Raw genomic sequence first — 25489 nt, forward strand, 5'->3', positions numbered from 1 at the left:
GGTCGAGGAGTGCGGCGCAACAGGAGGAGGGAACTCTCGAAGCGCTTCGACGATGCGCTGATTTTGTCGAAGCGCTTCGACAACTGCCTTGCGCAGACGCTAAGGAACCATCGATGCAGATGTCAACGGTGTGACGGCGAGATTTCGCGGCAGCTGTCCCGCTCGACCAGCCGGGGCTCCAGCAGCCGGGTGAAGTCGACACGGCGGTTGTCCAGCAACCTCATCGCGGTCTCCACCGCGATGGTCCCGACGTCGTGCGCCGGGATGTCGATGGAGGTCAGATCGACCGGCATCGCGGTCGCCACGTCCCGCGGGCAGACGGCGACGATCGAGACGTCCTCCGGCACCCGCCGCCCGGCGGCGTGCAGCAGGTCCAGCAACGGCCTCAGCGCTTCCTCGTTGTGCACGACCAGAGCGGTCAGACCGGGCAATGCGGTGTCCAGGTCGGCCAGGGCGGCCCGCACCCCGTCCGCGCCGGGCTCGCAGGGGTGGGTGGTCGTCCGCAGCTCCAGCTCGTGGGAGGCCCGCAGGAAGCCTGCCAGGAACCGGTCAGCGTACGTCGTCTGGCGCCGGTAGACGGCCGGCGACGCGCCGATCAGCCCGATCCGCCGGTGACCGTGGCCGGCCAGGTGCCGCAGCGCGAGCGCGGCAGCGGCCTCGAAGTCCAGGTCGACGCAGGCGATGCCGGCGTGGTCGGCGGGTAGTCCGATCAGGACGGACGGCTGCTTGAGCGTACGGATCGCGGGCAGCCGCACGTCGTCCCGCTCGATGTCCATCAGGATCAGCGCGTCGACCATGGTGCTGTGCGCCACCCGCTCCAGGCCGGCGGTGCCCTCGTCCTTGGTCAGCAGCAGCACGTCGTGGTTGAACGACCGCGCGGCCGTCACCACAGCCGTCGCGAACTGCATGATGACCGGCACGTTCACGTCCACGCGCAGCGGCGCCACCAGCGCCAGCACGTTGGTCTTGCTGCTGGCCAGCGCCCGCGCCCCGGCGTGCGGGTGGAAACCCAGCTCGGCGATGGCGGCCTGGACCCGGGCCCGGGTCTCGGCGGAGATCGGCCGGCGCCCGCTCAACACGTACGACACCGTGCTGGGCGACACACCGGCCGCCCGGGCGACGTCGTTGATCGTCGGCACTGCGCCTCCCCATGTACCCCGGCCCCGGCCCACGACCGCTCCCCTCGCCGATCCTAACTACCTGCTGCTCACCAACCGCATACCGCGGGTCGCGGCGGGCAGCCGCGAGAAGGGTCGCGGCGGGGAGCCCGCTCCCAGAAGGCCCCCCGCCGCGAGTCTCACCGGAAACCGAACGACGCCAGCGCAGACCGGGATCGAACACCAGGTAGACGTCCCGGCGCCCGGTCGCGGCCGCCAGCGGCGCGCTCACCGCGTTGTCCGCGTAGACGCCGCCGGTGTCCGACACACCGGCCGCGCCGATCACCCGGCCGGTCGGCGACCCCGGCCGCACCCGCACCGGCCCGGCGCCGGCGGCCCGTACCGTCACGGTCTTCGCACCCCGCAGCGCGGCGTCGCGGAAGGCGGCCGACCAGGTCGTCGACGCGGGTCCGCAGCGGCAGGCGGGGATCGCGGAACGGCCACGCCGGCGCGGCGTGTGCCGGCGTGGCGATCAACGGGACGGTGAGCGGTGCGGCGGCCAGCATCGCCGGTCCGCGTCCGGTGCGCATGCCGGTCTCCCTCGGTGGCGGAATCGAAGCGCTTCGACAAGGTGCGGTCACCATAGATTCCGGCCGATGCCGGAGGCAACAGCCTTGCCGAAATCTGCCGGAAACCGGAGCGCGTAACCGGGCACAATGGGCGAGTGCGACTGATCGTGATCGGTGGGGACGCGGCTGGGATGTCGGCGGCCGCGCAGGCCCGGCGCAAGCGCGGCCCGGACGCGCTGGAGATCCTGGCGTTCGAGATGGGCCGGTTCGTATCCTATTCGGCGTGCGGCATCCCGTACTGGATCGGCGGGGTGGTGGACGGCCCGGACGCGCTGGTCGCCCGAGCGCCCGCGGAGTTCCGCAAGGCCGGGATCGAGGTACGGACCCGGCACGAGGTGACCGGGATCGATCTCGCCGCGCAGCGCGTCACCGTGCGTGACCTCGACGGCGGCGTGTCCCGGACCGAGCATTTCGACGAGTTGGTCTACGCGACCGGCGCGACACCCGTCCGGCCGCCCTGGGCGCAGGTGCCGGAGGAAGGCGTCTTCGGCGTGCAGACGCTCGAGGACGGCGCGGCGCTGCGCGCGTGGCTGGACACCGAGAAGCCGGAGTCCGCCGTGGTGATCGGGGCCGGCTACATCGGCGTCGAGATGGCCGAGGCGCTGATCAACCGCGGCCTGCGGGTCACCCTGGTGGAGAAGGCCGGGCAGCCGATGGGCACCGTCGACCCGGACATGGGCGCGCTGGTCGCGGACTCGATCCGGCAACTCGGCATCGACCTGCGCACCGGCGTCACGGTCGAGGGCCTGGAGACGGCGAACGGCCGGATCACGGCGGTGGCCACGGACAGCGGTCCGGTCGCGGCCGGCGTCGTGGTCGTCGGATTGGGCGTACGCCCCAACACCGCCCTGGCCCAAGCCGCCGGCCTGCCCGTCGGGACGACCGGCGGGCTCCGCACCGACCAGCGGCAACGCGTGGTGGGCCGGGTCTGGGCGGCCGGCGACTGCACCGAGGTGCACCACCGGATCAGCAACCGCCCGGTGCACGTGCCGCTCGGCACGCACGCCAACAAGCAGGGCCGGGTCGCCGGGATCAACATCGGCGGCGGGTACGCGACGTTCCCCGGGATCATCGGGACCGCCGTGACCAAACTCTGCGACCTGGAGGTCGCCCGCACCGGGCTGAGCTCACGGGAGGCGGAACAGGCGGGCTTCGCGACGGTGAGCGCCGTGGTGGAGTCGACGAACCGGGCCGGCTACTTCCCCGGCGCGGTGCCGATGACGGTCAAGGTGATCGCCGAGCGGGACAGCGGAGTGTTGCTCGGCGCGCAGATCGTGGGCCGGACCGAGGCGGCGAAGCGGATCGACGCGTTCGCCGTGGCGGTGTGGAATCGGATGACCGTCAGTGACATGACCGGTCTGGATCTCGGCTACGCGCCGCCGTACGCCCCGGTCTGGGATCCGATTCTGATCGCCGCCCGCAAGGCCGAGGAGGCCCTCCGCAAAGTGCCCCCTCGGCCGTAGCGTCACGGCGTGACGGAACCGATCCGGACCGACCCGCGGCCGACGACCGCGCCCTCGCCGGTCACGAACGACACCTCACCGGAGAGGTGCCGCCCGGCCGGCGGGACCGCGGAGACGGTCACCGCGCCGGTGACCGTCGCGGACGCCCCGACCGCCAGCGCGATCGGCGTGCCCGGCGCCGACACGCCGCCCAGCGCCGGGCTGTAGTACGCGTCCTGGTAGTCGTACGCGGTCGAGCCGGCGGGCACCGAGTACCCCTGGATCTCCACCTTGTACCTCCCGGCGGCCGGCGAGAGCAGCGTGACCGCCTCCTGCGAGTCGCCGTCCGCGGACCGGCCCACCTCGACGCCGTTCGCGTCGTAGACGAACAGGTCCAGGTCGGCGGCCGGGTCGGCGGTGCCGCCGATGGCCACGTTCAGCCGGGACGCGCCGGCCGGGACGTCGACCGTGTAGTCCTGCACGCCACCCTGCTCGATGGTCGGGCGCTGGGTCGACGAGCTGCCCAGCGGACCGCCCTGCGGGATGATCGTGATCGGGCCGAACCGGTTGGCGACCGTCCAGCTCGCCGGGGTGGCGGCACCCACCCGGACGCCGGGCAGCGTCACCGTCTCCGGCGAGACCGTCACGCCCTGCACCTTGGCGGTCAGCGCGAACGGGTTGCTCAGCAGCGGCGAGGTGCGCCGGGACTCGACCTCGAGCTCCCAGACGCCCGGGACCGGGTTGTCGTACGACCGCTCCTCCGGCTTGCAGGCCGCCGGGTCGGAGTAGCCGGTGTAGCAGTACGGGCTGGAGGTCGGCTCGACCGGCACGCCGTACGGGTTGATCGCGATCCACCGGGTCTGCGAGCCGGCCGCCAGACCGCCCAGGTCCACCTGCAGCGAGGTGGCGTCCGGCGGGACGGTGACGAAGAACGACGTGGTGGAGTTGCGGTCGACGGCGCCGGAGAACGTCGTCGCGTACGACGGGCTCTTCGTCTCCACGCCGGTGACCACGGTGTTCAGCACCTCGAAGTCGATCGCCGGGGTCAGCGGGTCGTCCACCTCGAGCAGCGCGCTGGTCACGCCGCGGCCGGCGGTCACCCGGACCGGGACCTTGACGGTCTTGTTCAGCGGCAGTCCGACCAGCGGGACCGTCGAGAACGCCGCACGGTCACCGGCGAACGAGAGCCGGTGCAGGACGGTCCGGTTCGGGCCGCTGGTGCGGGTCAGCGACAGCGTCACCACCTTGGTCCGGCCGGCCTCGAAGCCGCCGTCCGCGGCCGCGCACCGGTTGTGGATGCCGGCGCCGACGCCGGGCGTGGCCAGGTACTGCGCGAGCGGGGTGCAGACCGGCGCCGACGAGGTGTACCCGCGCACCTCGGTGATCCGGGTGAGCAGGTTCCATGAGGCGGGCACGTCGACGACGCCGTAACCCTGCTCGTGCACCTGCTCGCCGGGGATCGGGTCGGCGGTCGAGTAGATCGCCCGGCGCAGCTGGGCCGGGGTGACCGTGCGCCGGTTCTGCGCGGCGGCCGAAAGCAGCAGCGCGGCGGCGCCGGTGGCCTGCGGCGCGGCCATCGACGTGCCGTTCTGCATCGAGTAGCCGGCCGGCAGCCGGTAGCCGACCGTGTCGATCCCGGCGACCGCCTCCCAGGTCGGCGACGCGGAGATGGCCGAGCCGGGCGCCGTGATGTTCGGCTTGAAGCCGCCGTCCTCCCGCGGGCCACGCGAGGAGAACGGGAACAGCTGCAGGTCCTTGCGGGTCACCGAGCCGTAGTTGGCCAGCCAGGTCTGTTTCGACACGCTCGCCGCGACGCTCACCGCGTCGGTGGCGACCGACGGGTCGCCGACGGTGTTCAGGCCCGGCCCGGAGTTGCCGGCCGAGACGAACAGCTGCACCCCGTACCCGGTGATCAGGCTCTGGTAGAGCTGCGCCTGGGCGCTGCTGCCGTCGTTCAGCGCGGGCAGGCCGCCGATCGACAGGTTCACCACGTCGACGTGCCGGTTCACGACCAGGTCGACCATGCCGGTGGTGAGCGCGGCCGCGGTGCAGCCGCCGCCCCACGAGCAGGCCCGCGCGGAGACGATCGTCGAGCCGGGCGCCTGGCCGTCGAGGTCGCGGTTGCCGAGCAGGTCGTTGCCCGCGGCGATGCCCGCCACGTGGGTGGCGTGCAGGCCCTCCGGGATGCCGATGTTGACGAAGTCGGCCACGCCGGGCAGGCCGGCCGGGGCCAGGTCGACGTCCTCGCGGTACTCCACCACGAACGGCATCCGCTCGGCGATCTCGGTGGCCGGGTTGTCGGTGCCGAAGTAGCCGACGTCGAACTTCTCCCGGTACGGCCGCATCACGGCGTCGTCGGTGAAGTCGTTGTTCTGGTTCACGTCGACCCGGATGTCGTGGCTGACCGGGTCGTAGAGGACACCCCAGACGTCCGTGGTGTCGCCGTCCCGGTTGACGTCGCCGGCCGGCTCCGAGTTGGTGGTGATGGCCTCGCTGAAGCGGTTGATCCGCCAGGTCCCGGCCGGCGCCTTCCAGGTCGAGCCGGCGTACGTGAACGCCGGGCCGGCCACCTCGGTGAGCATCGCGCGCCAGGTGCCGTCGCCCTCCACCACGGGGTCGGTGGCGGTCACCCAGTCGACGATCTTGCGCGCGCCGGTGGTGGTCCGCTGCAGGGCCGGGTGGGCCAGGTCGACGCCGCTGTCCATGATGCCGATGGTCACGCCGCGCCCGTCGTACGCCGGGTGCTTGCGCTTGAACTCCACCGAGCCGGTCTCGCCGGCCGGCAGGAACGGGTTGTCGGCCGGGGTGTTCGCGCCCGGCCCGGCCGCCACTGGCGCCCGCGTGCCACCCTTGGCGCCGGAGGCCAGGTCGGGCTCGGGGAGCTTGACGGTCTCGTCCAGGTCGACGGCCGCGACGCCGGGCAGCCCGGCCGCGGTGAGCACCTTGCCGGTGGGCACCGTGGCCAGCACGTAGCCGACCTCGTCGAAGCGCCGGGCGACGGTGCCGCCGAGCGCCTCGAGCCGGGCCGCGACGTCCGCCGACCGGCCCTGGTCGGTGGCGATGATGAGGGTGACGGCCGGCCGGCGCTCGGCGCGGGCCTCGGCTAGCAGGCCCGCGTCGTGCGCGCCGAGCGAGTCGGCGGGCGAGTCCTTGGGGTCGACGCTCTCGGTCGCCGGCGCGCCGTCCTGCCTCACCGGCGCCGGGGCGGCCGCGGCCGGCAGCGAGCCGCTCACCGTCGTCACGCCGGCCGCCAGGCCGATCGCCAGGACCGAGGTGAACGTTCGTCGGCCCCAGCGGGATGGTTGTGTCACGTGCGGGTCCTCCGGAGGGTGTGCGCCCGCCAGGGGTGTCCGGGCGCTTCTCCGGGAGTCTGCGATCGAACCGGATGGAAGTCACTACAGTGGATAAGGTTCGTGACCTTCCCGTGACCATGGTCGATTCACCCGTTGGCCACCATGCTCCCCGTCCCGCCGCCGGGGACCCCGGGGCCTACGCGGTCAGGCGGGCGAGGAGCACCGGGCTCGCGGCGCCCGCCCAGTCGGCGGTCAGGATCGCGTCCTGCCCGGCCGGTGCGGGCCCCGGCGTACGGAAGATCTCCAGACCGCTGCCGGTGGCCGTGACGACGCGGGTCACCTCTCCGTCGACCACCTCGACGATCTCGCCGGCTGCCGGCGCCGCGGAGCCGCTGCCGCGCAACAGGAGATTCGGTTCCCGGACGACCACCCGGCCATCCTCGTGCAGCTCCTCCACCGCCTGCTGCGCCCCGTCGCGGATCGCGTCGCCGAGCACCCGCGCGAACACCGGATCCCCGCACGCGTCGTAGACCCACCGCTGCCCGAGCACGCTGTGGTGCATCGTCCCGGCGAGGAACCGCTCGGCGCCGTCCAGCGGCGCGCCGCGGTACGTCAGCGGCACGTGCAGCACCGGCCCGCCGCCCACCCGGACCAGCAGGATCTCGATGCCCACCACGCCGTCCGGGTCGTCGAACCGGGCCGCGCCGACCCGGTCCACAGCGGGCGCGGACCGCCCCGGAAACCAGCTCCGGCCGGGCAGCCACGTGCTCAGAAGCTCCAATTTGGTCGGTGTCAGAACCGACTTGTGCAACAACGCCATACTGAGCACCCTAATGACGAACCGTAGACTTGCCCGCCCCGGTCAACGCCCCCGCTCCCGGCACCGTCACCCCGGCATGAACCTGCTCCGGGTGGCCGCCGCGGCACTGTCGCTCGCCGTCGTCGCCGGGTGCGGCGACACCGCGACCCCGAGCACCGCCGGTGCGCCGCCCGGCGCCTCCGCACCGCCCGGCGCCGGTGCGTCCACACCGGTCACCGAGTCGCTCTCCACGCCGCCGGCCGCCGAGTCGGACGCGCGCATGGCCCTGCCCTCGGCGCTGCGCCGCCGCGTGCCGGTGTTCCCGCCGCCACCGCCGGTGACCACGCAGGTGACGCTGCCCGAGGACGGCAGGGCGGCGAACTTCACCCGCATCCCGACCACCGACAAGGTCGCCTTCGTCACCATCGACGACGGCTGGGAGAAGGACCCGAGGGCGCTCCAGCTGCTGCGCGCCGCGAACGTGCCGGTCACGCTGTTCCTCGAGGTCGACGCGGTGAAAGGGGACCCGAAGTACTTCACCGCGCTGCAGTCGGCCGGCGCGACGATCGAGAACCACACGATCAGCCACCCGATCCTGACCGGCCTGGGCTACGACGCCCAGAAACGCCAGATCTGCGGCGGCGCCGACCGTCTCGCGTCGTACTACGGCCGTCGTCCCACGCTGTTCCGCCCGCCCGGCGGCAACTTCAACGCCACCACGCTGCGGGCCGTCCACGACTGCGGCATGCTGGCGTCGTTCACCTGGATGGAGAGCGCCGACAAGGGCAAGTTCCGCTTCCAGCCGCCGCAGAAGGTGGTCGCCCCGGGGGACATCATCCTGATGCACTTCCGGCCGGCCTTCGTCGACGACTTCCTGGTCGTGCTCAACGCCATCCACAAGGCCGGCCTCACGCCGGCCCGCTTGGAGGACTACGTCCCCGGCGCCGCCGCCACGCCCGCGGCCGGCTGACGCCCGCCCCGCCACAGCCGGGCCCGCGGTCGCCGGCGGCGCGGCTGCGCCCGGGGGCGCCTCACGAACCGTGAGACGCCCCCGGGCGACCAGCCGGGGCCTACAGGCCCATGTCCTTCGCGATGATCATTTTCATCACCTCGGACGTGCCGCCGTAGATGCGGTTCACGCGGTTGTCCGCGTAGAGGCGGGCGATCGGGTACTCGTTGATGAAGCCGTAGCCACCGTGCAACTGCAGGCAGCGGTCGATGACCCGGTGCGCCACCTCGGTGCAGAACAGCTTCGCCGACGCCGCCTCCGCCGCGGTCAGCTCGCCGGCGTCCAGCGCCTCCAGCGCGCGATCCGCCACCGCCTGTGCCGCGTCCACCTCGGCCTGGCACGCGGCCAGCTCGAACTTGGTGTTCTGGAACGACGCGACGGTCTGGCCGAAGACCTTGCGCTCCTGGGTGTACTTCTTGGCGAACTCGACAGCGGCCGCCGCCTGCGCGTAGGCGCCGAACGCGATGCCCAGCCGCTCCTGCGGAAGGTTCTGACCCAGGTACGAGAAGCCCTTGTTCGCCTCGCCGAGCAGGTCCTCGACCGGCACCAGCACGTCCTGGAAGGCCAGTTCGGCGGTGTCCGACGTCTTGAGGCCGAGCTTGTCGAGCTTGCGGCCGACCGAGTAGCCGGGCAGCTTGGTGTCGACCACGAGCAGCGAGATGCCGAACCGGCGGTCATCCGGCCTAGGCGGGGACGTGCGGGCGCAGACGATCACCCGGTCGGCCAGGACGCCGCCGGTGATGAACGTCTTCGCGCCGTTGAGGACGTAGTGCCGGCCGTCCTCGGTGAGCTTGGCCGTGGTGCTCATGCCGGCCAGGTCGGAGCCGGTGCCGGGCTCGGTCATCGCGATCGCGAACATCATGTCGCCGCTGACGAACGACGGCAGCCAGCGCTGCTTCTGCTCCGGCGTCGCCAGCTTCAGCAGGTACGGCAGGCAGAGCGCCACGTGCACGCCGGAGCCGCCGAACGACACACCGGCGCGGGCGGTCTCCTCGTACTGCACGGCCGCGAACTTGAACGAGTCGATGCCGGCGCCGCCGTACTCCTCCGGCACCTCGATGCCGAACAGGCCGAGCTCGGCCAACTTCTTGTAGAACTCGCGCGGCACCTCGCCGTCGTGCAGCCACTGGTCGTAGTGCGGAACCACCTCGGCCTGCAGGAACTCCCGCAGGGTCTGGCGGAAGGCCTCGTGGTCCTCGTTGAAAACAGTGCGGCGCATGGCGACCTTTCTCAGAGACGGCGTCCACCGTCGACGTACAGGGTCTGGCCGGTGACGAACGATGCGGCGTCGCTGGCCAGGAACGCGACGACCTTGGCGATGTCCTCGGGCTGGCCGACCCGCCGCAGCGGGGTGATCTCGGCCGCCTTGGCCTGCATATCGGCAGCGGAGACGCCGATCCGAGCGGCCGTCGCGTCGGTCATCTCGGTGACGACGAAGCCGGGGGCCACCGCGTTGACGTTGATCCCGAACGGTCCCAGTTCCATCGCCAGCGTCCGGGTGAGGCCCTGGATGCCGGCCTTGGCCGCGGCGTAGTTGGCCTGACCGCGATTGCCCAGGGCGGAGACGCTCGACGTGTTCACGATCTTGCCGGACCGGCGGGGCACCATGTGCCGCTGCGCCGCCCGGCTGCACAGGAACGCGCCGCGCAGGTGCACGTTCATCACCATGTCCCAGTCCGACGCGGGCATCTTGTGCAGCAGGTTGTCGCGGGTCACCCCCGCGTTGTTGACCAGCACGTCGACGCCGCCCAGCTCGGCCGCGACCTTGTCGATCGCGGCGTCCACCTGGGCCTCGTCGGCGACGTCGCAGCCCAGCGCGATCGCGGTGCCGCCGGCGGCCCGGATCCGGCCGACCACGCCGGCGCAGTCACCCTCGTCGAGGTCGAGTACCGCGACCGAGGCGCCCTCGGACGCGAACTGCAACGCGGTGGCTGCGCCGATGCCGCGGGCGGCTCCGGTGACGATGACAACCCGGCTCATGCGGGAACTCCCTTGTTCTAGAAGGCGCTGATCCCGGTCAGCGCACGGCCGATGAGCAGTTTCTGGATCTGGCTGGTGCCCTCGTACAGGGTCTGGACGCGGGCGTCGCGCATGTACTTGCCGACCGGGAACTCGTCGACGTAGCCGTACCCGCCGAAGACCTGGATCGCCTGGTTGGCCGCCTTGACCGCGGTCTCGCTGGCGAACAGCTTGGCCATCGAGGCGGCGGTGCCGAACGGCTGCCCGCGGTCGACCAGGTCGGCGGCGCGCCAGACCAGCAGGCGCGCCGCGTCGGTCTCCACCGCGATGTCCGCGATCATCTCCTGGACCAGCTGGTACGCCGCGATCGGCTTGCCGAACTGGGTGCGCTCCCCGGCGTACCCCACGGCGGCCTCCAGGCACGCCCGCGCCAGGCCGACGCTGCCCGAGGCGACAGCGATCCGCCCCTTGTCCAGCGCGCGCATCGCGATCGTGAAGCCGGCGCCCTCGGGCCCCAGCATCTCGTCGCGCCCCACGCGCACCTCGTCGAGCGTCAGCGCGGCGGTGGCCTGCCCGCGCAGACCCAGCTTCCCCTTGATCTCGCGGCGGCCGAAGCCCTCCCGGTCGGTGGGCACGAGAAAAGCCGAAACACCCTTGGGGCCGGAATCTCCGGTACGGGCGAAGAGCAGCGCCACCCCGGCCCAGGTCCCGTTGGTGATGAAGATCTTCTCCCCGCTGATCAGCCAGTCGTCACCGTCGCGGACCGCCCGGGTGGCCAGGTTGCCGGCGTCCGAGCCGGTGCCGGGCTCGGTGAGCGCGAAGCAGCCCAGCGTCTCGCCCGAGCAGAGCGCGGGCAGCCAGCGGCGCTTCTGCTCGTCGCTGCCGTGGGCCTGAACGGTCTTGGCGACCAGGCCGAGGGTCACCGAGACGATGCCGCGCACCGACGTGTCGCCCCGGCCCAGCTCCTCCATGACCAGCGCGTAGTCCAGGAAGTCGCCGCCCGAGCCGCCGAACTCCTCCGCGATCCCGAGACCGAGAAAGCCCAGTTCCGCGAGCTTCCCGACGATCTTCGTGTCGACCTGCTCGGCCCGGTCCCACTCAGCGGCGTGCGGCACCACCTCGCGCTCGACCCAGTCCCGGGCGAGGTCACGCAGGTGCTGCTGTTCCTCCGAGAGGGCGAGATCCACGGCGGGCTCCTAAATTGAACGCTGTCAGGTTTCCCGGGCCATGTTAACTTAACAGTGTTAGCCACCACAACGCATGGGAGAGGAACGCATGCCGCGGCCGACGACTCCGCTGCTCAGTAGGGACGGCATCCGGTCGGCGGCACTGGAGATCATCGACCGGGACGGGCTCGACGGCCTCAGCATGCGGAAACTCGCGACAGCGCTGAAGGTGAGCGCCCCCGCGCTGTACTTCCACTTCCCCACCAAGGAGCAGCTGCTCGACGACGTGGCCGGCGAGATCATGGAGAAGGTGGACGTGAGCGCGTTCGCCCGTGGGTGGCGCGAGGGCCTGCTCGGCTGGGCCCGGTCGTACCGTGCGGCGCTCGCCGAGCATCCGAACATCGTGCCGTTCCTGGCCCGCGGCCCCGGCCGGCGCGACGCGTCACTGCGCCGCGCCGACGCCGTGCACGGCGGCCTGGTCGCCGCGGGCTGGCCCGCCCGGGACGCCACGATGATCGGAGCCTCGACGAAATACCTGGTCCTGGGCGCGGCGATGGGGTCGTTCTCGCGCGGCTTCGCCGACGACGTGCAGGTCTACCTGGACCGGTACCCGGCGCTCGGCGACGCGCACCGGCTGCGCGAGCACGCCGACGAGGTGGACCGGGACAGCTTCGAGTTCGCGCTCGTCACGTTCGTCGACGGACTCGCCGCCCGGCTGGCCGCATGATCCTCTGCGCCGGGCTGTGCACGCTGGACATCCTGCAACGGGTGTCCCGCTATCCGGGTGACAACGAGAAGGTGACCGCTGTTGATCAGACAGTGGCCGCCGGCGGGCCGGCCACCAACGCGGCGGTGACCGCCGCTCACCTGGGGACGCCCGCGGTCCTGGTGACCGCTGTGGGGCGCCATCCGCTCGCCGCCGGCATCCGCGCCGATCTCTCGGCGGCCGGGGTGCGGCTGGTGGACCTGGCGGCCGGCGATCCGGGGGCGCCACCGGTCTCCAGCATCGTGGCCAGCGGCGGCAATCGGGCGGTGGTCTCCACGAACGGGGCCGCCCGGGCGCTGTCCGTTCCGGATCCGGCCCGATGGCTGGCCGGCGCGGCCGCGGTGCTCGTCGACGGGCACTATCCGGAGCTGGCGGTCGCGGTGCTCCGGTCGGCGCGCCGCCTCGGGATCCCCACGCTGCTCGACGCCGGCAGTTGGAAGGCGGTCACTCCGTCGCTGTTGCCGCTGGCCGACGTGGTGGTCTGCTCCGCCGACCTCCGCCCGCCGAACGCCACTCCCGACTCCACTCCCGCGCGCGACGCCGGTCCCGGCCCGGGTGCCACTCGTGCTCCCGGCGCCGCTTCCGTCCCCGGCGCCGGTCCGGCTTCCGCTCGGGTTGTCGCGGAAACTCTCGCAGCTTCCGGGGTTCGCTGGATCGCCATCAGCCGGGGTGCCGAGCCGATCCTGCGCTGGACCGGCGAGGGTTTCCGCGAACAGCCGGTCCCGCAGCCCACAGTGGTCGACACCCTGGGCGCCGGCGACGTGCTGCACGGCGCGCTGGCCGTGGCGGTCGCCGGCCGCTGGCCGTTGACCGACGGGACCTTCGCGGCAGCCCTCGACGAGGCCGCGGCGGTGGCCTCGAGATCCTGCGCGTCGTTCGGCACCCGGGCCTGGATGCGATAAGGACCAGCCGGCGCACAGAGGTGTCTCGACGGCCCCGGGACACCCGGGACCACCAGCCGGGACCGTGACACGCGCGGCCACCGGCGCCCACGGCGGGGGTGGCGTCCAGCGGCTACGCGGCGGCGGGCTTCCAGCCGAGGGCCGGACCGAGGCGCTCGGCCATGTCGGTGAGGATCTGGACGTAGTCCTCGTGCTCGAAGGTGAACGGCAGCGCGAACGCCACCTCGTCGATCTCCCGGAACGCCGCGTGCGCCGCCAGCTCGTCCGCGATCTGGGCGACGGTGCCGACGATGTCCGGCGCGAACATCATCCGGGCCGGTCCCTGCGGAGACCTGGTACGCGGGGTACGCGCCTCCGCGTACGCCCGGTACTTCTCGCGCTGCGCCGGGGACGCGGAGTCGGTGGGGATCACGACCAGACCCTGCGAGACGCGGGCCCGGTCGCCGTCCGGGTGGGCGGCGCGGAACGCCCGGATGTGCGAGAGCTGGATCTCCGCGAAGTCCTCCGACTCCTCGGCCTTGACGACGCTGCTGGTCAGGAAGTTCATCCCGTGCTCGCCGGCCCACCGGGCCGAGCGCAGGGAACCGCCGCCGTACCACAGGCGCGACGCCAGGCCCGGCGAGTGCGGCTGGACGCGCGTGGAGAACCGCTCGAAGCCGACGGTGCCCTCGACGTCGGTGACCGGCTCACCCCGAACACACGCCAGCAGTCTCTCGACCCGGGCGTAGCCAAAGTCCTCCGCATCGGCCGTGCCGGGATAGAGCGCGTCCTTGACGCGGTCGAAGTTCATCGGCGGGCCGACGCTGATGCCCGGGTTGAGCCGACCGCCGGTCAACAGGTCCACCGTGGCCAAGTCCTCGGCCAGGCGCAGCGGGTTCTCCCAGCCCAGCGGGGTGACCGCGGTGCCCAGCTCGATGCGGCTGGTGCGCTGGGACGCGGCGGCCAGCACGGCGACCGGCGAGGAGATGCCGAACTGCAGGTGCCGGTGGCGCAGCCAGGCGCTGTCGAAGCCGAGGCGCTCGCCCAGCTCGATGATCTCGAGAGTCGACTCGTGGCCCCGTCGCGGATCGGCCTCGTCGAACAGGCCGATGGTGAGGAAACCCAGCTTGCGCAGCATGCCTGCACCCTATCCCGGAGATGTGAACCACTCGTTGTTTACAAGATCCTTCATATTCGGCCGGCGATGGTTAGGCTGAGCCGATGTCCAGCCCCCGGACCCGTGTGTACCTGACGGCCGCGGCCACCGCCGTGGTGCTCTCCGCCGGCGCGGCGATCGGTCTCGCCCACAACCGTGACGCGGACGTGACCGCCGGGGAGTGGGTGACGCCGTCCGCCCCGGCGCCCGCGCCGTCACCCAGTTCGTCACCGCGGCCGCTGGCCGCCGCTAAACCGCCGGCCGGCCTCCCCGTGATCAAGTACACGGACGGGCCGAGCGGCCTGCCCGCCGACCCGGACGCCAGGTCCACGGTCGCGCCCACCCGGGGCCTGCACCCGGCGCGGAAGGTGGCGCTCTACGACGCGCCGGGCGGCAAGCCGCGCGCCTACCTGCCGCCGTCGATCAGCGGGCTGCGCACCGTGGTGCCGATCGTCGGGGAGCAGAGCGGCTGGGTGGCCGTGCTGGTGCCCTCGGTCAACCGGCGGATCGGCTGGGTGCCGCCCGGCGGCTGGGAGATCGAGGCGCTGCACGACCACCTGATCGCCGACCTCTCCGAGCACTCGCTGGTCTGGCTGCGCGACGGCCGGGAGCAGCGGCGGTGGACGGTGGCGACCGGCTCGAAGTCGACGCCGACGCCGACCGGCCGGACGTACGTGATGGGCACGACCCGCATGCGCGGCGACATCTACCTCAACATGGACGCGCTGGTGCTGGGGTCGGTCCCGGAGGAGCCGGAGAAGATGGCGGAGGCGTTCCAAATCGCGCACACCGGCATCCACGCCTGGTACAACAAGGGCGCGTTCGGGCACGCCGTGTCGAACGGGTGCCTGCGCATGCCGAGGGACGCGCAGCAGAAGCTGCTCGACGAGATCCCGGCGGGGACGACGCTGACCGTGCTCGCCTGACGCCGCCCCGCCGGTCCGGTCAGCAGGTCACCAGCAGGCGGGCGGACATCCGGGCCAGCCCGGTCCGCGGACGTCCGCCGGCGGATCGGCGCGCCGGGCGCCGGCCACCGCCGACCGAGCAGACCGGGCCGCGCCGGGTCCGCGAGGCCGCGACCTCGTAACGGCCGGCCGGGCGCACCTGCTGGCGGACCATCGGCTGGCGCACCGCCGGCTGGCGCAGCATCTCGTCGCGGACCAGGTCCAGCAGGTCGGTCATGGGCAGCCCGAGCGCCCGGCAGATCGCCGCGAGGATCTCCGACGACGCCTCCTTGGTGCCGCGTTCGACCTCCGAGAGGTACGGCAGGGACACGCCGGCGTCGGCCGCTACCTCCTTCAGCGTGCGCCCCTGACGCTGACGCACCCGGCGCAACACCGATCCGATGACCCGGCGCAACAGTGGCATGCCCGTCCCCTCCCGCGACTGTGGACTCCATCCTGCCTTACCACGGCGCGGCCGCGAACGGTGCTGTCCCGCGTTCCCCGCCTGGGCACCCGACGTGCCGCCGGAGTCGTCGTCCTCTGCGCCGCCGGGCCGCCCCGGGTGACGAGGCCCGCCGGGTCCGGCCGCGGCCGGCGGGAGAGATCAGTCCGGCGTGGACATCCGCCGGGGTGCCTCCTAGGCTCCTGCCCACTCGGTTATCTAGGCTCCTTGCCGGGAGGTTTCCTTGGCGGACGACAACGACATAAGCGGCTCGACCGTGCGCCGGCTCCAGGTCGGCGCGCACCTGCGTGCGCTGCGCCGGGCCAGCGGGCTGACCCGCGAGCAGGCGGGGTACGTGATCCGGGCCTCCGAGTCGAAGATCAGCCGGATGGAGCTGGGCCGGGTCGGTTTCAAGGAACGCGACGTCGTCGACCTGCTCAAGCTGTACGGCGTCGAGGATCGGGCCGAGCTGGACCGGATGCTGGCGCTGACCCGCGAGGCGAACGCGCCCAGCTGGTGGCAGGCATACGGCGACGTGCTGAACACCTGGTTCCAGAACTACCTGGACCTGGAGCAGGCGGCCTCGCTGATCCGGACGTACGAGGTGCAGTTCGTCCCGGGCCTGCTGCAGACCGACGCGTACGCCCGTGCGGTGATCCGTCTCGGCCACGGCAACGCCACCACGGACGAGATCGAGCGCCGCGCCCGCCTGCGCATGGAACGGCAGAAGGTGCTGCAGCGCCCGGACGCCCCACGCCTGTGGGCGGTCCTGGACGAGGCGGCGCTGCGCCGCCCGATCGGCGGCCGGCCGGTGCTGCGCGAGCAGATCCTCGCGCTGATCGAGACGTGCGAGTCCCCGAACGTCCGGCTCCAGGTGGTCCCGTTCAACTCCGGCGGCCACGCCGCGGCCGGCGGCGCCTTCAGCATCCTGCGCTTCCCGCACGAGGAACTGCCGGACGTGGTGTACATCGAGCACCTGACCAGCGCGCTCTACCTGGACAAGCGCGAGGAGGTGGACCACTACGCCGCGGCCATCGGCCGCCTGTTCATCGAGGCCGAGCCGCCGGCCGGGACCCGGAAGTTCCTCGAGCGCGTCCTGGACGATCTCGACGCCGACCGGATCTGATCTGACCCGGCGCCGCCACGGGCCGGGCCGGTCAGAAGCGGATCGCGGTGCGCGTGCGCGTCACCAGCGCCACCGAGCAGCGGGCCCGGTGCAGCAGATGACGGCCGACCGACGGGCGCAGCATCGCGCGCAGCGCCCGGCGGGCCCCGGCGCCCGCGACCACCAGTTGGGCCCCGGCCGCGGCCTGGGCCAGCACCTCGCCCGGCGAGCCGACCACCACCTCGGCGCTGACCGGGACCGACGGGAACCTGCGCCGCCAGCAGCCGACCATCGCCTCCAGCCGGCCGCGCTCCTCGGCCACCGCGCGCAGGTTCGCGTCGCAGAGCAGGTCACGCCCGTCCGGCGGGGACCACCCGTGCACCGCCCGCACCGGCACCCCACGGACCGCCGCCTGCTCGCACGCGAAACCCAGCACCTGACCCGCGGCCTCCGACCCGTCGACCCCGGCCACCACCGGGTCGGTGACCCGTGGCTCGCCGCGGACCACCACCACCGGGCAGCGGGCGTGCGCGCTGACCGACCCGCTGGTCGAGCCGAGCCAGGCGCGCACTCCGGTGGGCCGGCGTCCGCCGAGCACCACCAGGGAGGCGTCCGCGGCGCGCTGGATCAGTGCGACCGCCGCGGTGGAGTGCTCGACCCGGGCCCACACCCGGACGCCGGGGTGAGTGCTCATCGCGGTGTCCACGGCCCGGCCGAGCATGTCGGCGACGGCCAGATCGGTGTCCAGATCGGGATAGACCGCCGCGGCCGGCATCATCGCGGCCGCCGGGACGTAACTGGGCCATTCGTACGCATAAACCAGCTCGACCGGCATGTCGCTCCGCTCGGCCTCGTCCAGGGCCCACCGGGCTGCCTTGCGCGCATCCGCCGAGCCGTCGTACCCCACCACGATCCTCTGGTTGTCCACGGCGCCGCCTCCTCCCGCGCTGCTTCCCTCGATCGTCGTTGCTGGGCCCGCCCCGGGCAAGAGTGTGGGGCCCGTCACATTATGGTCCTCTCGCTTCGATGTGGACAGGACCTTCGGCACTTCCCCGACATACCGGTACAGCGAGCGCGCACCGCCCGCCGCCACGGCGCACATCGGTCAGACCGATCGCGCTGATCACCGCGGGTGGCGCGGATCACTCGTCCGCCGGCCGGGATCGGAAACATGGATTTGATCTTCGGCCGTTAACCTCCTCCCGCCGCGCCAGGGTCGTCCGGCAATGCCATCCGGCGCCGTATCCGTCTGAGGAGAAGTGAATGGCTGTCAAGGCCGAGTACATGTGGGTCGACGGGACCCAGCCCACTGCGAAGCTCCGGTCCAAGACCAAGATCCTGGCCGACGGCGCCGAGCCGCCCATGTGGGGATTCGACGGCTCCAGCACCAACCAGGCGCCGGGCGACAAGTCCGACTGCGTGCTGCGCCCGGTCTTCACCTGTCCGGACCCGATCCGCGGCGGCGACAACATCCTCGTGCTCTGCGAGGTCGAGCTGATCGACGGCACCCCGCACCCGACGAACACCCGGGCCGCCTGCGTCGCGAGCGCCACGAAGTACGCCGACCAGGAGGCGATCTTCGGCATCGAGCAGGAGTACACGTTCTTCAAGGACGGCCGGCCGCTCGGCTTCCCGGCCGGCGGCGGCTTCCCGGCCCCGCAGGGCGGTTACTACTGCGGCGTCGGCGCGGACGAGGTCTTCGGCCGCGACATCGTCGAGGAGCACATGGACGCCTGCCTGGCCGCCGGCCTGCACCTGTCCGGCATCAACGCCGAGGTCATGCCGGGTCAGTGGGAGTTCCAGATCGGCCCGGTGGCGGCTCCGCAGGTGGCCGACGAGCTGTGGGTGGCCCGCTGGCTGCTCTACCGCATCGCCGAGGACCACGGCATCGCCGCCACCCTGGACCCGAAGCCGGTCAAGGGCGACTGGAACGGCGCCGGCGCGCACACCAACTTCTCCACGAACGCGATGCGCGACAACTACGACGCGATCATCACGGCCGCGGAGGCGCTCGGCAAGAGGCGCCAGGAGCACGTGGACGGCTACGGCGCCGGCATCGAGCAGCGCCTGACCGGCCTGCACGAGACCGCCCCGTGGACCGAGTACAGCTACGGCGTGTCCGACCGTGGCGCGTCGGTGCGCATCCCGTGGCAGGTGGAGAAGGACGGCAAGGGCTACATCGAGGACCGCCGGCCGAACGCCAACGTCGACCCGTACGTGGTCACCCGCCTGCTGATCGACACCTGCTGCGAGGCCCTGGCCCGGCCCTGACCGGCACGGGCAGCACGCGCCGGGCGCGTCCCCGCCGGCGCGTGCCCTCCCCCGCCCCGGAGCGCCCTTTCCGGCCGCGGACAGCTTCCGGAGGCGCGCTCACGGCCTGCGGATGTCATGATGGGCCGGGCAGACTTCCCCGGAGGCAGGGAAAGGTACGGCGGTCGATGGCGAGCTTCGAGGCGAGGACAGCCGCCGAGCCGGGCCGTGTCACGGTGTTCCTGGCCGGCGACTGCGACCTCACCGCCCGGGACCGGCTCACCGCGGTGCTGCTCGACGCGGTCAGCCGGTCGAAGGCGGTCTTCGTCGACCTGGCCGAGGTCGGCTTCCTCGACTCCACAGGTGTGCACGCCCTGGTCACGGCCCATCACGCGGCACGCGGCCAGGGCGGCCGGATCTACGTGACGAAAGCCGCCGGCGCGGCCGCCGCCGTGCTCGAACTGACCGGGCTGGACACCCTGCTGAAAGCTCCGGCCGAAGAGCGCCGCCATGCCTGACCAGCAGCAGAACAGCGACGCCGACGGGATGGGCTACACCGAGCCCGACGATCTGCGCACGGTCCGCACGTTCGTCGCCGAGCGGGCCCTCGCCCTGGGCCTGCCGCCCGCCCGGATCGAGCTGCTCACCCTGGCGGTCAGCGAGCTCACCACCAACACACTGCAGCACACCGGCGGCGGCGGTCACATCCGGGTCTGGGCCGAGAACGGCCGGCTGGTCTGTGACGTCGTGGACGGCGGAGGCGCACGCCCGTTCGGCCGGGCGATGCCGTCGGCCGAGGCGATCCGGGGCCGGGGCCTGGCCATCGTCGAACGGATCTGCGACGAGGTCTACACCACAGCGGTCCCCGGCGGCACCATGGTCCGCATCTGCCTGGACCTCTGAAAACCCCCCGGGGGTACGCACGACAGCCGCGCCCCCGACAGCGCAACGCCCCTTTCCCACCGCATCCCCGGCAAGGCAAGAATGCCCGCCGATCGCACCGGGCCTTCCACCGGCCGGCTTCGGCTGGCGCCGGACGATCAATGCCGGACGCGGACGGTGAGTGTGCAGGTGTCGTCGTCCGGGCTCGGCGCGTGCAGCAGCCGGTGGATGCGCGGCAGCGGATCCGCGCCGGGCGCCGCCGACACGGCGCTCAGCTGGTCCCGCACCTCGGCCGACCGCCGCGCCACGTCACCGCGGTGCTCGACCAGGCCGTCGGTGTAGAACAACACCAGATCGCCCGGGCACAGCCGGACGTCGACCACCGGGAAGTCCGCCTCGCTCTCCGCGCCCAGCAGCAGCCCCGGCGGGCGCTCCAGGTCCACACCGCGCCCCTGCCGGCCCAGCATCGGCGCCATGTGGCCGGCCCGCGCCCAGGGCAGCAGCCGCGTCGCCGGATCGTAGACGCCGACCACCGCCGTCGCGGTGATGCCCAGCTCGGCGCAGAGCCGGTTGAGGTGGCGCAGCAACAACCCGGGATCGCGGATCCCCGCCGACAGCCACGCCACCAGGGCGAACCGCAGATGGGCCATCCCGCTGGCGGCCTCCATGCCGTGCCCGGCGACGTCCCCGACCGCTAGCACGACGCGCCCGTCCGGCAGCGTCTGCGCGTGGTACCAGTCCCCGCCCACCTGCAACGCGCTCTCCGCCGGCAGGTAGCTGACCATCGCCTCCAGGCCGTCCAGCTCGAACGCGCCCTCCGGCACCGGCTGGATCATCCGCTGCAACTGCCGGGCCAGGCGGTGCTCGGCCAGCGCGGTCAGCTCGCCCAGTCGGACCTGGTCGCTGAGCCGCTCGATCTCGGTGCGGGTGGCCACCCGGGCGGTCACGTCCTGCACCACGGCGTAGATCTTCACCGGCCGCCCGGTCGCGTCGTGCGCCAGGTCGGACAGGATGCGCAGGTGCTTGAGCCGGCCGCCGATCCGGAAGCGGACCGTCACGTCCGAGGGCGCGCCGACCTCCAGCGTCTGCCAGGCCGCCTCGGCGATGCCGCGGTCCTCGGGCGGGATCGCGGCGGCCTGGTCGGCCCGGGACAGCGGTCCCTCGGTGGGGTCGCGCTCGAAGATCCGGTACATCCCCGGCGACCACTCGGACCGGCCGGTGGCCAGGTCGTACTCCGCCCAGCCGAGGCTGCCGAGCAGCTCGGTGTTCTCCATCCGGCGGCGGTGCTCGTCGACCCGGGTCCACCAGACGAGCAGGCCGCCCAGCACGGGGTGCACGCTGATCTCGAAGCGGGACTCGGCGACGACGCCGGGACGGGACTCCCCGTACCGGAAATCGTCCATGGTGGCGGATCTCCCGGTGCGCAGCACCTCCAGGTAGAGCTGCCAGAGCGGGCCGTCCACCACCGACGGGTACAGCTCCCTCAGCCGGCCGTCGACGCGCTGCGCCCCGCGGCCGTAGACGTCCAGGATCCGGTCGCTGGTGGCGGCCACCCGGAAGTCGGTGACCCGGCCGTCCTCGCCGGTGACCGGGAGCAGCCAGGTGCAGCCGGCGGGCACCACGGCGAGCAGTTCCCGGACCACGTCCTCGTCGGCCATCCCCGCAGCCTACCGGCCCGGAACACCGCGGACGACTTGCGCAATACCGCCAAAAAGACGTGAGCGGTTTCTGGAGTGGGCCCGACCCTGTCGAGGATCCGATGCAGTCGGCCAGGCGGACGCGTCGATGAGCGAGCTGACCCGGTTGCCGGGGAGCTGCGCGACGTCCTCGTCCGGTCCCGCGCGTGAGGCCGCTCCCGCGTGATCGCGGGCCGGGGTCTCAGTGCCCCAGCAGGCGCTGCACCCGCCGCAGCAGCTCGGCGGGATCGAGCGGCTTGACCAGGTAGTCCTCGGCGCCGACCACTCGGGCCAGATCCAGGTCGGCCGGCTCGGCCCGCCCGCTGATGAAGATCACCGGGAGGTGCGCGGTCTGCGGCGACGAGTGCAGTTCGTAGCAGAAGCCGAGCCCGTCCAGCCCTGGCATGCACACGTCGAGCAGCACCAGCGCCGGCCGCTCGCCCACGGCGAGAGCCATCGCGGTCCGCCCGTCCGCCGCCTCCAGCGTCCGGTAGCCGGCCGCCCGCAGCCGCGTACCGATCAGGTCCCGGATGTTCTCGTCGTCGTCCGCGATCAGCACGGTCGGCGGCTCCAGCGCCGCCGCCCAGTCCCCCACCGGCCAGGACAGACCGGCCTCCGCGTCGCTGAACGACAGGGCGGTGGAAGAGGTCTGCGGCATCGCGGGCTCCTTGGTCGTGGGACCCATGAGATCGTCCGGCCGGCCCTTGCCCGCAGGGAATTCCCGGGTGCGATCGGGTTGCGGAGAGCGAGAAGTCTTAGGTTAGGGTTACCTAATCCAAATGTGGGAGGCGTTGTGACCCTGACCGTTGTTCCGTCGACCGAGGCGGCGCCGTTCCGGTTCTTCCCGGTCTCGGTGGCCCGGATCACCCGGCTCAGCCCGAACTTCGTGCGCGTCACGTTCACCGGCGACGATCTCGACAAGTTCGCCGACAACGGCTTCGACCAGCGGATCAAGCTGATCACCCCGCTGGCCGAGGGCGGTCTCGACCACCTGCCCACGGGCGAGGACTGGTACACGCGGTGGCGCGCCCTGCCCGCCGAGCGGCAGAACCCGATCCGGACGTACACGGTCCGCAACGTCCGCGCCCACCTGCGCGAGCTGGACGTCGACATGGTTCTGCACGGCGTCTGCGGCCCGGCCTCCCGTTGGGCCGTCACGGCCGTTCCCGGCTCCGTCGCCTGCCTGCTCGGGCCGAACGCGGACTTCGCCGGCAACTCGGGCGGCGTCGACTTCCACCCGCCGGTGGACACCAACCGCATGCTGCTGGTCGGCGACGAGACCGCCGTGCCCGCGATCGCCTCGATCCTGTCCCGGCTCCCCGCCGACGCCCGGGGCGAGGTCCTGCTGGAAGTGCCGGAGAGCGCCGACCAGTTGCTCCTCGACGTTCCGGCAGGCGTCCGGGTGACCTGGGTCCCGCGCGACGGCGCGGACCACGGCAGCAAGCTGATCCCCGCGGTCCAGGCAGCCGCCGCCCACCTGCTGGGCGACGCCGCCGGGGTGACCTGCGCGGAGCTCGAGGACGTGGATGTCGACGAGGACCTGCTCTGGGAGGTGCCGGACCGGACCGAGCCCACCCACGGGTTCTACGCCTGGCTGGCCGGGGAGGCCGCGGTGATCAAGACTCTGCGCCGGCATCTGGTCGGGGTGTGCGGCGTGGACCGGCGCGCGGTGGCCTTCATGGGTTACTGGCGCCTCGGCAAGGCGCAGTGCTGATCCCCTCCTGATCCCCCGCCGGGACCGGCGGGCGCGGCGGAGCGCTCCACGGACCGTGTGCGGCCGCCCCGCGCGAGGCCGGAGTCGGCTGACCGGACCGGGTGGGCGCCTCATGACCGGTGAGGCGCGGACGATGGTCGAGCCATGACCGTCGCCCGTTACGTCGCCCGGATCGCCGCGTTCGCGGTGGTCCAGTTGCTCGCCTTCCCGTTCCTGCCGCTGCCGGTCGCCGCGGTGTGGATGCTCGCGCAGGGCCGCTGGGGCCTGCGCCGCTTCGACGTGATCGCGCTGGCCACGCTGACCGCCGCGGCCACCGTCGCGACCGGCGGCGGGACGCTGTCCGGGCTCGGCGCCGCGGTCGCGGTCACGGCGCCCGCGGTGCTCTTCGCGGTGCTGGTGGAACGCTGGGCGCCGGGCTGGTGGCTGCGGCACGGCGACCGGTTCCGCCCGGGACGCGCCCGCCTGGCCCGGATCGCCGCGGCGGCGGCGCTGAGCGCCGTCGCCGCCCTGGTGCTGCGGGCCGTGATCACGCCCGGGATGTCGCTGTCCGGGGTGCTGCTCACGCTGCTCGGGGAGACCGCCGGGACCCTGCTGCTCGCGTCGGCCGCACGAGCGCTGGGCGCATTCTTGCCGGGGCCGCCTGCTGACGTCGCGCCGCTGGCTCGAACGGGAGGCAGGAGCCGCCGATGACCTCTGCCACATCGGATACGTGCTCCGCAAGCCGCTCGGGTGCGTGACGTCTTCGCCGCTGGCGAGCCGAAGCGTACCCCCACCGAGTGGCCGGAAAGTGCCGGATCGGTCCGTTCTGTCGCTTTGGAGACAACATTCCCATCACGCTCCGGTTAGGTTCGGTCACACAGCGAACTTGTCGGTTGCGAATCCGATCGGCTTCGGATGGGAGAGACAGCGATGACCAATAACGCATCTGAGCAGGCCCTCACCGACGACCCGGGCCGGCTCCACGAGGACGACCCGTCCGGGCTCGGCCAGGACGACCGGTCCCGGCTCCGCCAGGCGGTGTCCAAGGTCCGCACTTCCCGCCCGGCCCAGGCGGTGTCCAAGGTCCGCACTTCCCGCCCGGTGCAGGCGGTCGCCAGCCACCGCAAACCCGCCGGCGCCACCCTGCTGACCCTGGCCGGCGCGGCGGCGGCCGCGCTGTTCCTCCTCCGCAAACGCAACACACAGCCGGTCCGCTCCGCCGGGCGCCCGTCCTTCAGCCGCTCCACCTCCGGCCGCGCCGGCTCCGGCCGTGCGGCCTTCAGTCGTCCTCTGCTCACCCGCCCCGTCTTCGGCAGCCGCTGACCACCCGGCCGCATTCCTGGCGCCCGGACTCCCAGGTCCACGGCCGGCGCCGAGCCCGCCCGGTCCGCGACGTAGCCAGCGGGTCGGGCGGCTTCGGTCAGCGGCGGAGGCGGGCTCCCAGCCGGCCGATGTCGGTGGCGTCCCTGGGCCGGCGCGGGAGGGCCGGATTCCAGACCGGGTACATCCGCTTGATCTCGATCTGGGCCTCGGGGGCGATGATCGGGCAGGTGATCCCGGACAGCGTGCGGCGCGCCACCATCTGCACGCCCGCCGCCTTTCTCCGCCGGAATTGCCTGATGAGCCGCTGTCGCAGGTCGGAGCGCCCGCAGCCGGCGGCTCGAACGTTTCAAGTGGCGGGCCCAAATCCCCGGCCCTTGACTTGCGGGGCCGGTTTTCGGCATAGAAGGCAGGGGGATGCGGAGAGGAGTACGGGGGTCGAGCGGCACAGGAGGGGCGATGCGAATCAGGGACATTCTTCGAGTCAAGGGCGCGAGTGTGGTGACGGTCCCGCCGGACACACCTGTGGAGGGGCTGATCAGGCAGCTCGCGCACCACCGGATCGGCGCCGTGGTGGTGTCGCGGGACGGCGTCACGGTGGAGGGGATCGTCAGCGAACGGGACGTGGTCCGCACACTCGCCGAACGCGGGCCGGCCGTCCTCGCGGAACCGGTGAGCGCCATCCACACCAGCCAGGTGCGAACGGTCTCCCCGGAGGCCCACCTGGAGGACGTCGAACGGCTGATGACCGAACGCCGCTTCCGGCACGTGCCGGTCGTGGTCGACGGGCGGCTGTCCGGTGTGGTGAGCATCGGCGACGTCGTCAAGAACCGGATCGACGAGCTGGAGACGGAACGAACCACCCTCGCCGACTACATCACCGGCGACCGCACCTGACACACTCCCGGCCGGGCCCAGAGGTGTATCGAGCGCCAGGCACCGAGCACCGGCCGGCATGAGCCCGGCAGCGACCAACGGCA

General features: G+C 72.6%; 25 protein-coding genes. 13 read left to right on the forward strand and 12 right to left on the reverse strand.

Translation table 11 applies throughout. The features are described from left to right. Positions 1-122 precede the first annotated feature (122 nt). Positions 123-1139, reverse strand: a complete 1017-nt coding sequence (locus Asi03nite_RS15985) for a LacI family DNA-binding transcriptional regulator (protein ID WP_203680545.1) — start codon at positions 1137-1139, stop codon at positions 123-125. 682 nt (positions 1140-1821) lie between these two features. Between Asi03nite_RS15985 and Asi03nite_RS15990 the strand changes: the two genes are divergently transcribed. After that, complete coding sequence (locus Asi03nite_RS15990; protein WP_203680546.1) at positions 1822-3189, forward strand: FAD-dependent oxidoreductase; 1368 nt, start codon at positions 1822-1824, stop codon at positions 3187-3189. A gap of 2 nt (positions 3190-3191) precedes the next feature. Here the strand turns inward: Asi03nite_RS15990 and Asi03nite_RS15995 are convergent, their stop codons facing one another. Both Asi03nite_RS15995 and Asi03nite_RS16000 read right to left on the reverse strand, forming a co-directional pair. Further along, a complete protein-coding gene (locus tag Asi03nite_RS15995) occupies positions 3192-6479 on the reverse strand; it encodes a S8 family serine peptidase (RefSeq protein WP_203680548.1) in 3288 nt (1095 codons plus the stop codon). Positions 6480-6657: 178 nt separating this feature from the next. Further along, on the reverse strand, positions 6658-7281 hold the full coding sequence (locus Asi03nite_RS16000) for a CG0192-related protein (protein WP_203680550.1): 624 nt from the start codon (positions 7279-7281) through the stop codon (positions 6658-6660). A 76-nt stretch (positions 7282-7357) separates the two neighbouring features. On the opposite strand from Asi03nite_RS16000, the gene Asi03nite_RS16005 reads away from it, so the two are divergent. After that, entirely contained in the window at positions 7358-8230 is an 873-nt protein-coding gene (locus tag Asi03nite_RS16005; protein WP_203680552.1) for a polysaccharide deacetylase family protein, read from the forward strand. 100 nt (positions 8231-8330) lie between these two features. Here the strand turns inward: Asi03nite_RS16005 and Asi03nite_RS16010 are convergent, their stop codons facing one another. From Asi03nite_RS16010 to Asi03nite_RS16020, 3 genes are read right to left on the reverse strand one after another with little or no spacing between them, the layout of a single operon-like run. Then, positions 8331-9488 (reverse strand): acyl-CoA dehydrogenase family protein, encoded by a 1158-nt coding sequence (locus tag Asi03nite_RS16010; RefSeq protein WP_203680554.1) that lies wholly within the window; start codon positions 9486-9488, stop codon positions 8331-8333. Positions 9489-9499: 11 nt separating this feature from the next. Continuing rightward, positions 9500-10249, reverse strand: a complete 750-nt coding sequence (fabG, locus tag Asi03nite_RS16015; RefSeq protein WP_203680556.1) for a 3-oxoacyl-ACP reductase FabG — start codon at positions 10247-10249, stop codon at positions 9500-9502. A gap of 17 nt (positions 10250-10266) precedes the next feature. After that, positions 10267-11415 carry an acyl-CoA dehydrogenase family protein gene (locus tag Asi03nite_RS16020; protein WP_203680558.1) on the reverse strand — a complete coding sequence of 383 codons (1149 nt, stop codon included), beginning with the start codon at positions 11413-11415 and terminating at the stop codon, positions 10267-10269. 88 nt (positions 11416-11503) lie between these two features. Here Asi03nite_RS16020 and Asi03nite_RS16025 point away from each other — a divergent pair, with 88 nt between their 5' ends. Both Asi03nite_RS16025 and Asi03nite_RS16030 read left to right on the forward strand, forming a co-directional pair. Further along, positions 11504-12121, forward strand: coding sequence for a TetR/AcrR family transcriptional regulator (locus tag Asi03nite_RS16025; protein ID WP_203680560.1), 618 nt, complete (start codon positions 11504-11506; stop codon positions 12119-12121). Then, entirely contained in the window at positions 12118-13062 is a 945-nt protein-coding gene (locus Asi03nite_RS16030; protein WP_203680562.1) for a PfkB family carbohydrate kinase, read from the forward strand. Before Asi03nite_RS16025 ends, Asi03nite_RS16030 begins: the two co-directional genes overlap by 4 nt. 112 nt (positions 13063-13174) lie before the next feature. On the opposite strand, the gene Asi03nite_RS16035 is transcribed toward Asi03nite_RS16030, so the two are convergent. Beyond that, positions 13175-14179 (reverse strand): LLM class flavin-dependent oxidoreductase, encoded by a 1005-nt coding sequence (locus tag Asi03nite_RS16035; RefSeq protein WP_203680564.1) that lies wholly within the window; start codon positions 14177-14179, stop codon positions 13175-13177. A gap of 83 nt (positions 14180-14262) precedes the next feature. Between Asi03nite_RS16035 and Asi03nite_RS16040 the strand changes: the two genes are divergently transcribed. Beyond that, positions 14263-15123: a L,D-transpeptidase gene (locus Asi03nite_RS16040; protein WP_203680566.1), complete on the forward strand. Its 861-nt coding sequence runs from the start codon at positions 14263-14265 to the stop codon at positions 15121-15123. 19 nt (positions 15124-15142) lie between these two features. On the opposite strand, the gene Asi03nite_RS38520 is transcribed toward Asi03nite_RS16040, so the two are convergent. Then, positions 15143-15565: a helix-turn-helix domain-containing protein gene (locus tag Asi03nite_RS38520; RefSeq protein ID WP_203680567.1), complete on the reverse strand. Its 423-nt coding sequence runs from the start codon at positions 15563-15565 to the stop codon at positions 15143-15145. Between the two features lie 262 nt (positions 15566-15827). Between Asi03nite_RS38520 and Asi03nite_RS16050 the strand changes: the two genes are divergently transcribed. Next, complete coding sequence (locus Asi03nite_RS16050; protein ID WP_203680568.1) at positions 15828-16709, forward strand: Sco1979 family transcriptional regulator; 882 nt, start codon at positions 15828-15830, stop codon at positions 16707-16709. 31 nt (positions 16710-16740) lie between these two features. Here the strand turns inward: Asi03nite_RS16050 and Asi03nite_RS16055 are convergent, their stop codons facing one another. Further along, positions 16741-17616, reverse strand: coding sequence for a universal stress protein (locus tag Asi03nite_RS16055; protein ID WP_203680569.1), 876 nt, complete (start codon positions 17614-17616; stop codon positions 16741-16743). A gap of 335 nt (positions 17617-17951) precedes the next feature. Here Asi03nite_RS16055 and glnII point away from each other — a divergent pair, with 335 nt between their 5' ends. The 3 genes from glnII to Asi03nite_RS16070 all read left to right on the forward strand — a co-directional run bounded on the left by glnII (position 17952) and on the right by Asi03nite_RS16070 (position 19841). Further along, on the forward strand, positions 17952-18959 hold the full coding sequence (glnII, locus tag Asi03nite_RS16060) for a glutamine synthetase (protein ID WP_203680570.1): 1008 nt from the start codon (positions 17952-17954) through the stop codon (positions 18957-18959). 167 nt (positions 18960-19126) lie between these two features. Next, a complete protein-coding gene (locus Asi03nite_RS16065) occupies positions 19127-19456 on the forward strand; it encodes an STAS domain-containing protein (RefSeq protein WP_203680571.1) in 330 nt (109 codons plus the stop codon). After that, positions 19449-19841, forward strand: a complete 393-nt coding sequence (locus Asi03nite_RS16070) for an ATP-binding protein (RefSeq protein ID WP_203680573.1) — start codon at positions 19449-19451, stop codon at positions 19839-19841. Before Asi03nite_RS16065 ends, Asi03nite_RS16070 begins: the two co-directional genes overlap by 8 nt. A 137-nt stretch (positions 19842-19978) precedes the next feature. On the opposite strand, the gene Asi03nite_RS16075 is transcribed toward Asi03nite_RS16070, so the two are convergent. Together Asi03nite_RS16075 and Asi03nite_RS16080 are read right to left on the reverse strand one after the other, a co-directional pair. After that, on the reverse strand, positions 19979-21478 hold the full coding sequence (locus Asi03nite_RS16075) for a PP2C family protein-serine/threonine phosphatase (RefSeq protein ID WP_203680574.1): 1500 nt from the start codon (positions 21476-21478) through the stop codon (positions 19979-19981). A 220-nt stretch (positions 21479-21698) separates the two neighbouring features. Next, entirely contained in the window at positions 21699-22154 is a 456-nt protein-coding gene (locus tag Asi03nite_RS16080; RefSeq protein WP_203680575.1) for a response regulator, read from the reverse strand. A gap of 135 nt (positions 22155-22289) precedes the next feature. Between Asi03nite_RS16080 and Asi03nite_RS16085 the strand changes: the two genes are divergently transcribed. From Asi03nite_RS16085 to Asi03nite_RS16095, 3 genes are all read left to right on the forward strand, one after another. After that, positions 22290-23210 carry a siderophore-interacting protein gene (locus tag Asi03nite_RS16085; RefSeq protein ID WP_203680576.1) on the forward strand — a complete coding sequence of 307 codons (921 nt, stop codon included), beginning with the start codon at positions 22290-22292 and terminating at the stop codon, positions 23208-23210. A gap of 144 nt (positions 23211-23354) precedes the next feature. Continuing rightward, a complete protein-coding gene (locus Asi03nite_RS16090; RefSeq protein WP_203680577.1) occupies positions 23355-23900 on the forward strand; it encodes a hypothetical protein in 546 nt (181 codons plus the stop codon). A gap of 219 nt (positions 23901-24119) precedes the next feature. Beyond that, complete coding sequence (locus Asi03nite_RS16095; RefSeq protein WP_203680578.1) at positions 24120-24512, forward strand: hypothetical protein; 393 nt, start codon at positions 24120-24122, stop codon at positions 24510-24512. A gap of 97 nt (positions 24513-24609) precedes the next feature. Here the strand turns inward: Asi03nite_RS16095 and Asi03nite_RS16100 are convergent, their stop codons facing one another. After that, positions 24610-24777: a hypothetical protein gene (locus Asi03nite_RS16100; RefSeq protein WP_203680580.1), complete on the reverse strand. Its 168-nt coding sequence runs from the start codon at positions 24775-24777 to the stop codon at positions 24610-24612. Positions 24778-24968: 191 nt separating this feature from the next. On the opposite strand from Asi03nite_RS16100, the gene Asi03nite_RS16105 reads away from it, so the two are divergent. Continuing rightward, positions 24969-25406, forward strand: coding sequence for a CBS domain-containing protein (locus Asi03nite_RS16105; RefSeq protein WP_203680582.1), 438 nt, complete (start codon positions 24969-24971; stop codon positions 25404-25406). Positions 25407-25489 lie beyond the last annotated feature (83 nt).

The sequence above is a fragment of the Actinoplanes siamensis genome (assembly GCF_016862395.1).
GTDB lineage: Bacteria > Actinomycetota > Actinomycetes > Mycobacteriales > Micromonosporaceae > Actinoplanes > Actinoplanes siamensis.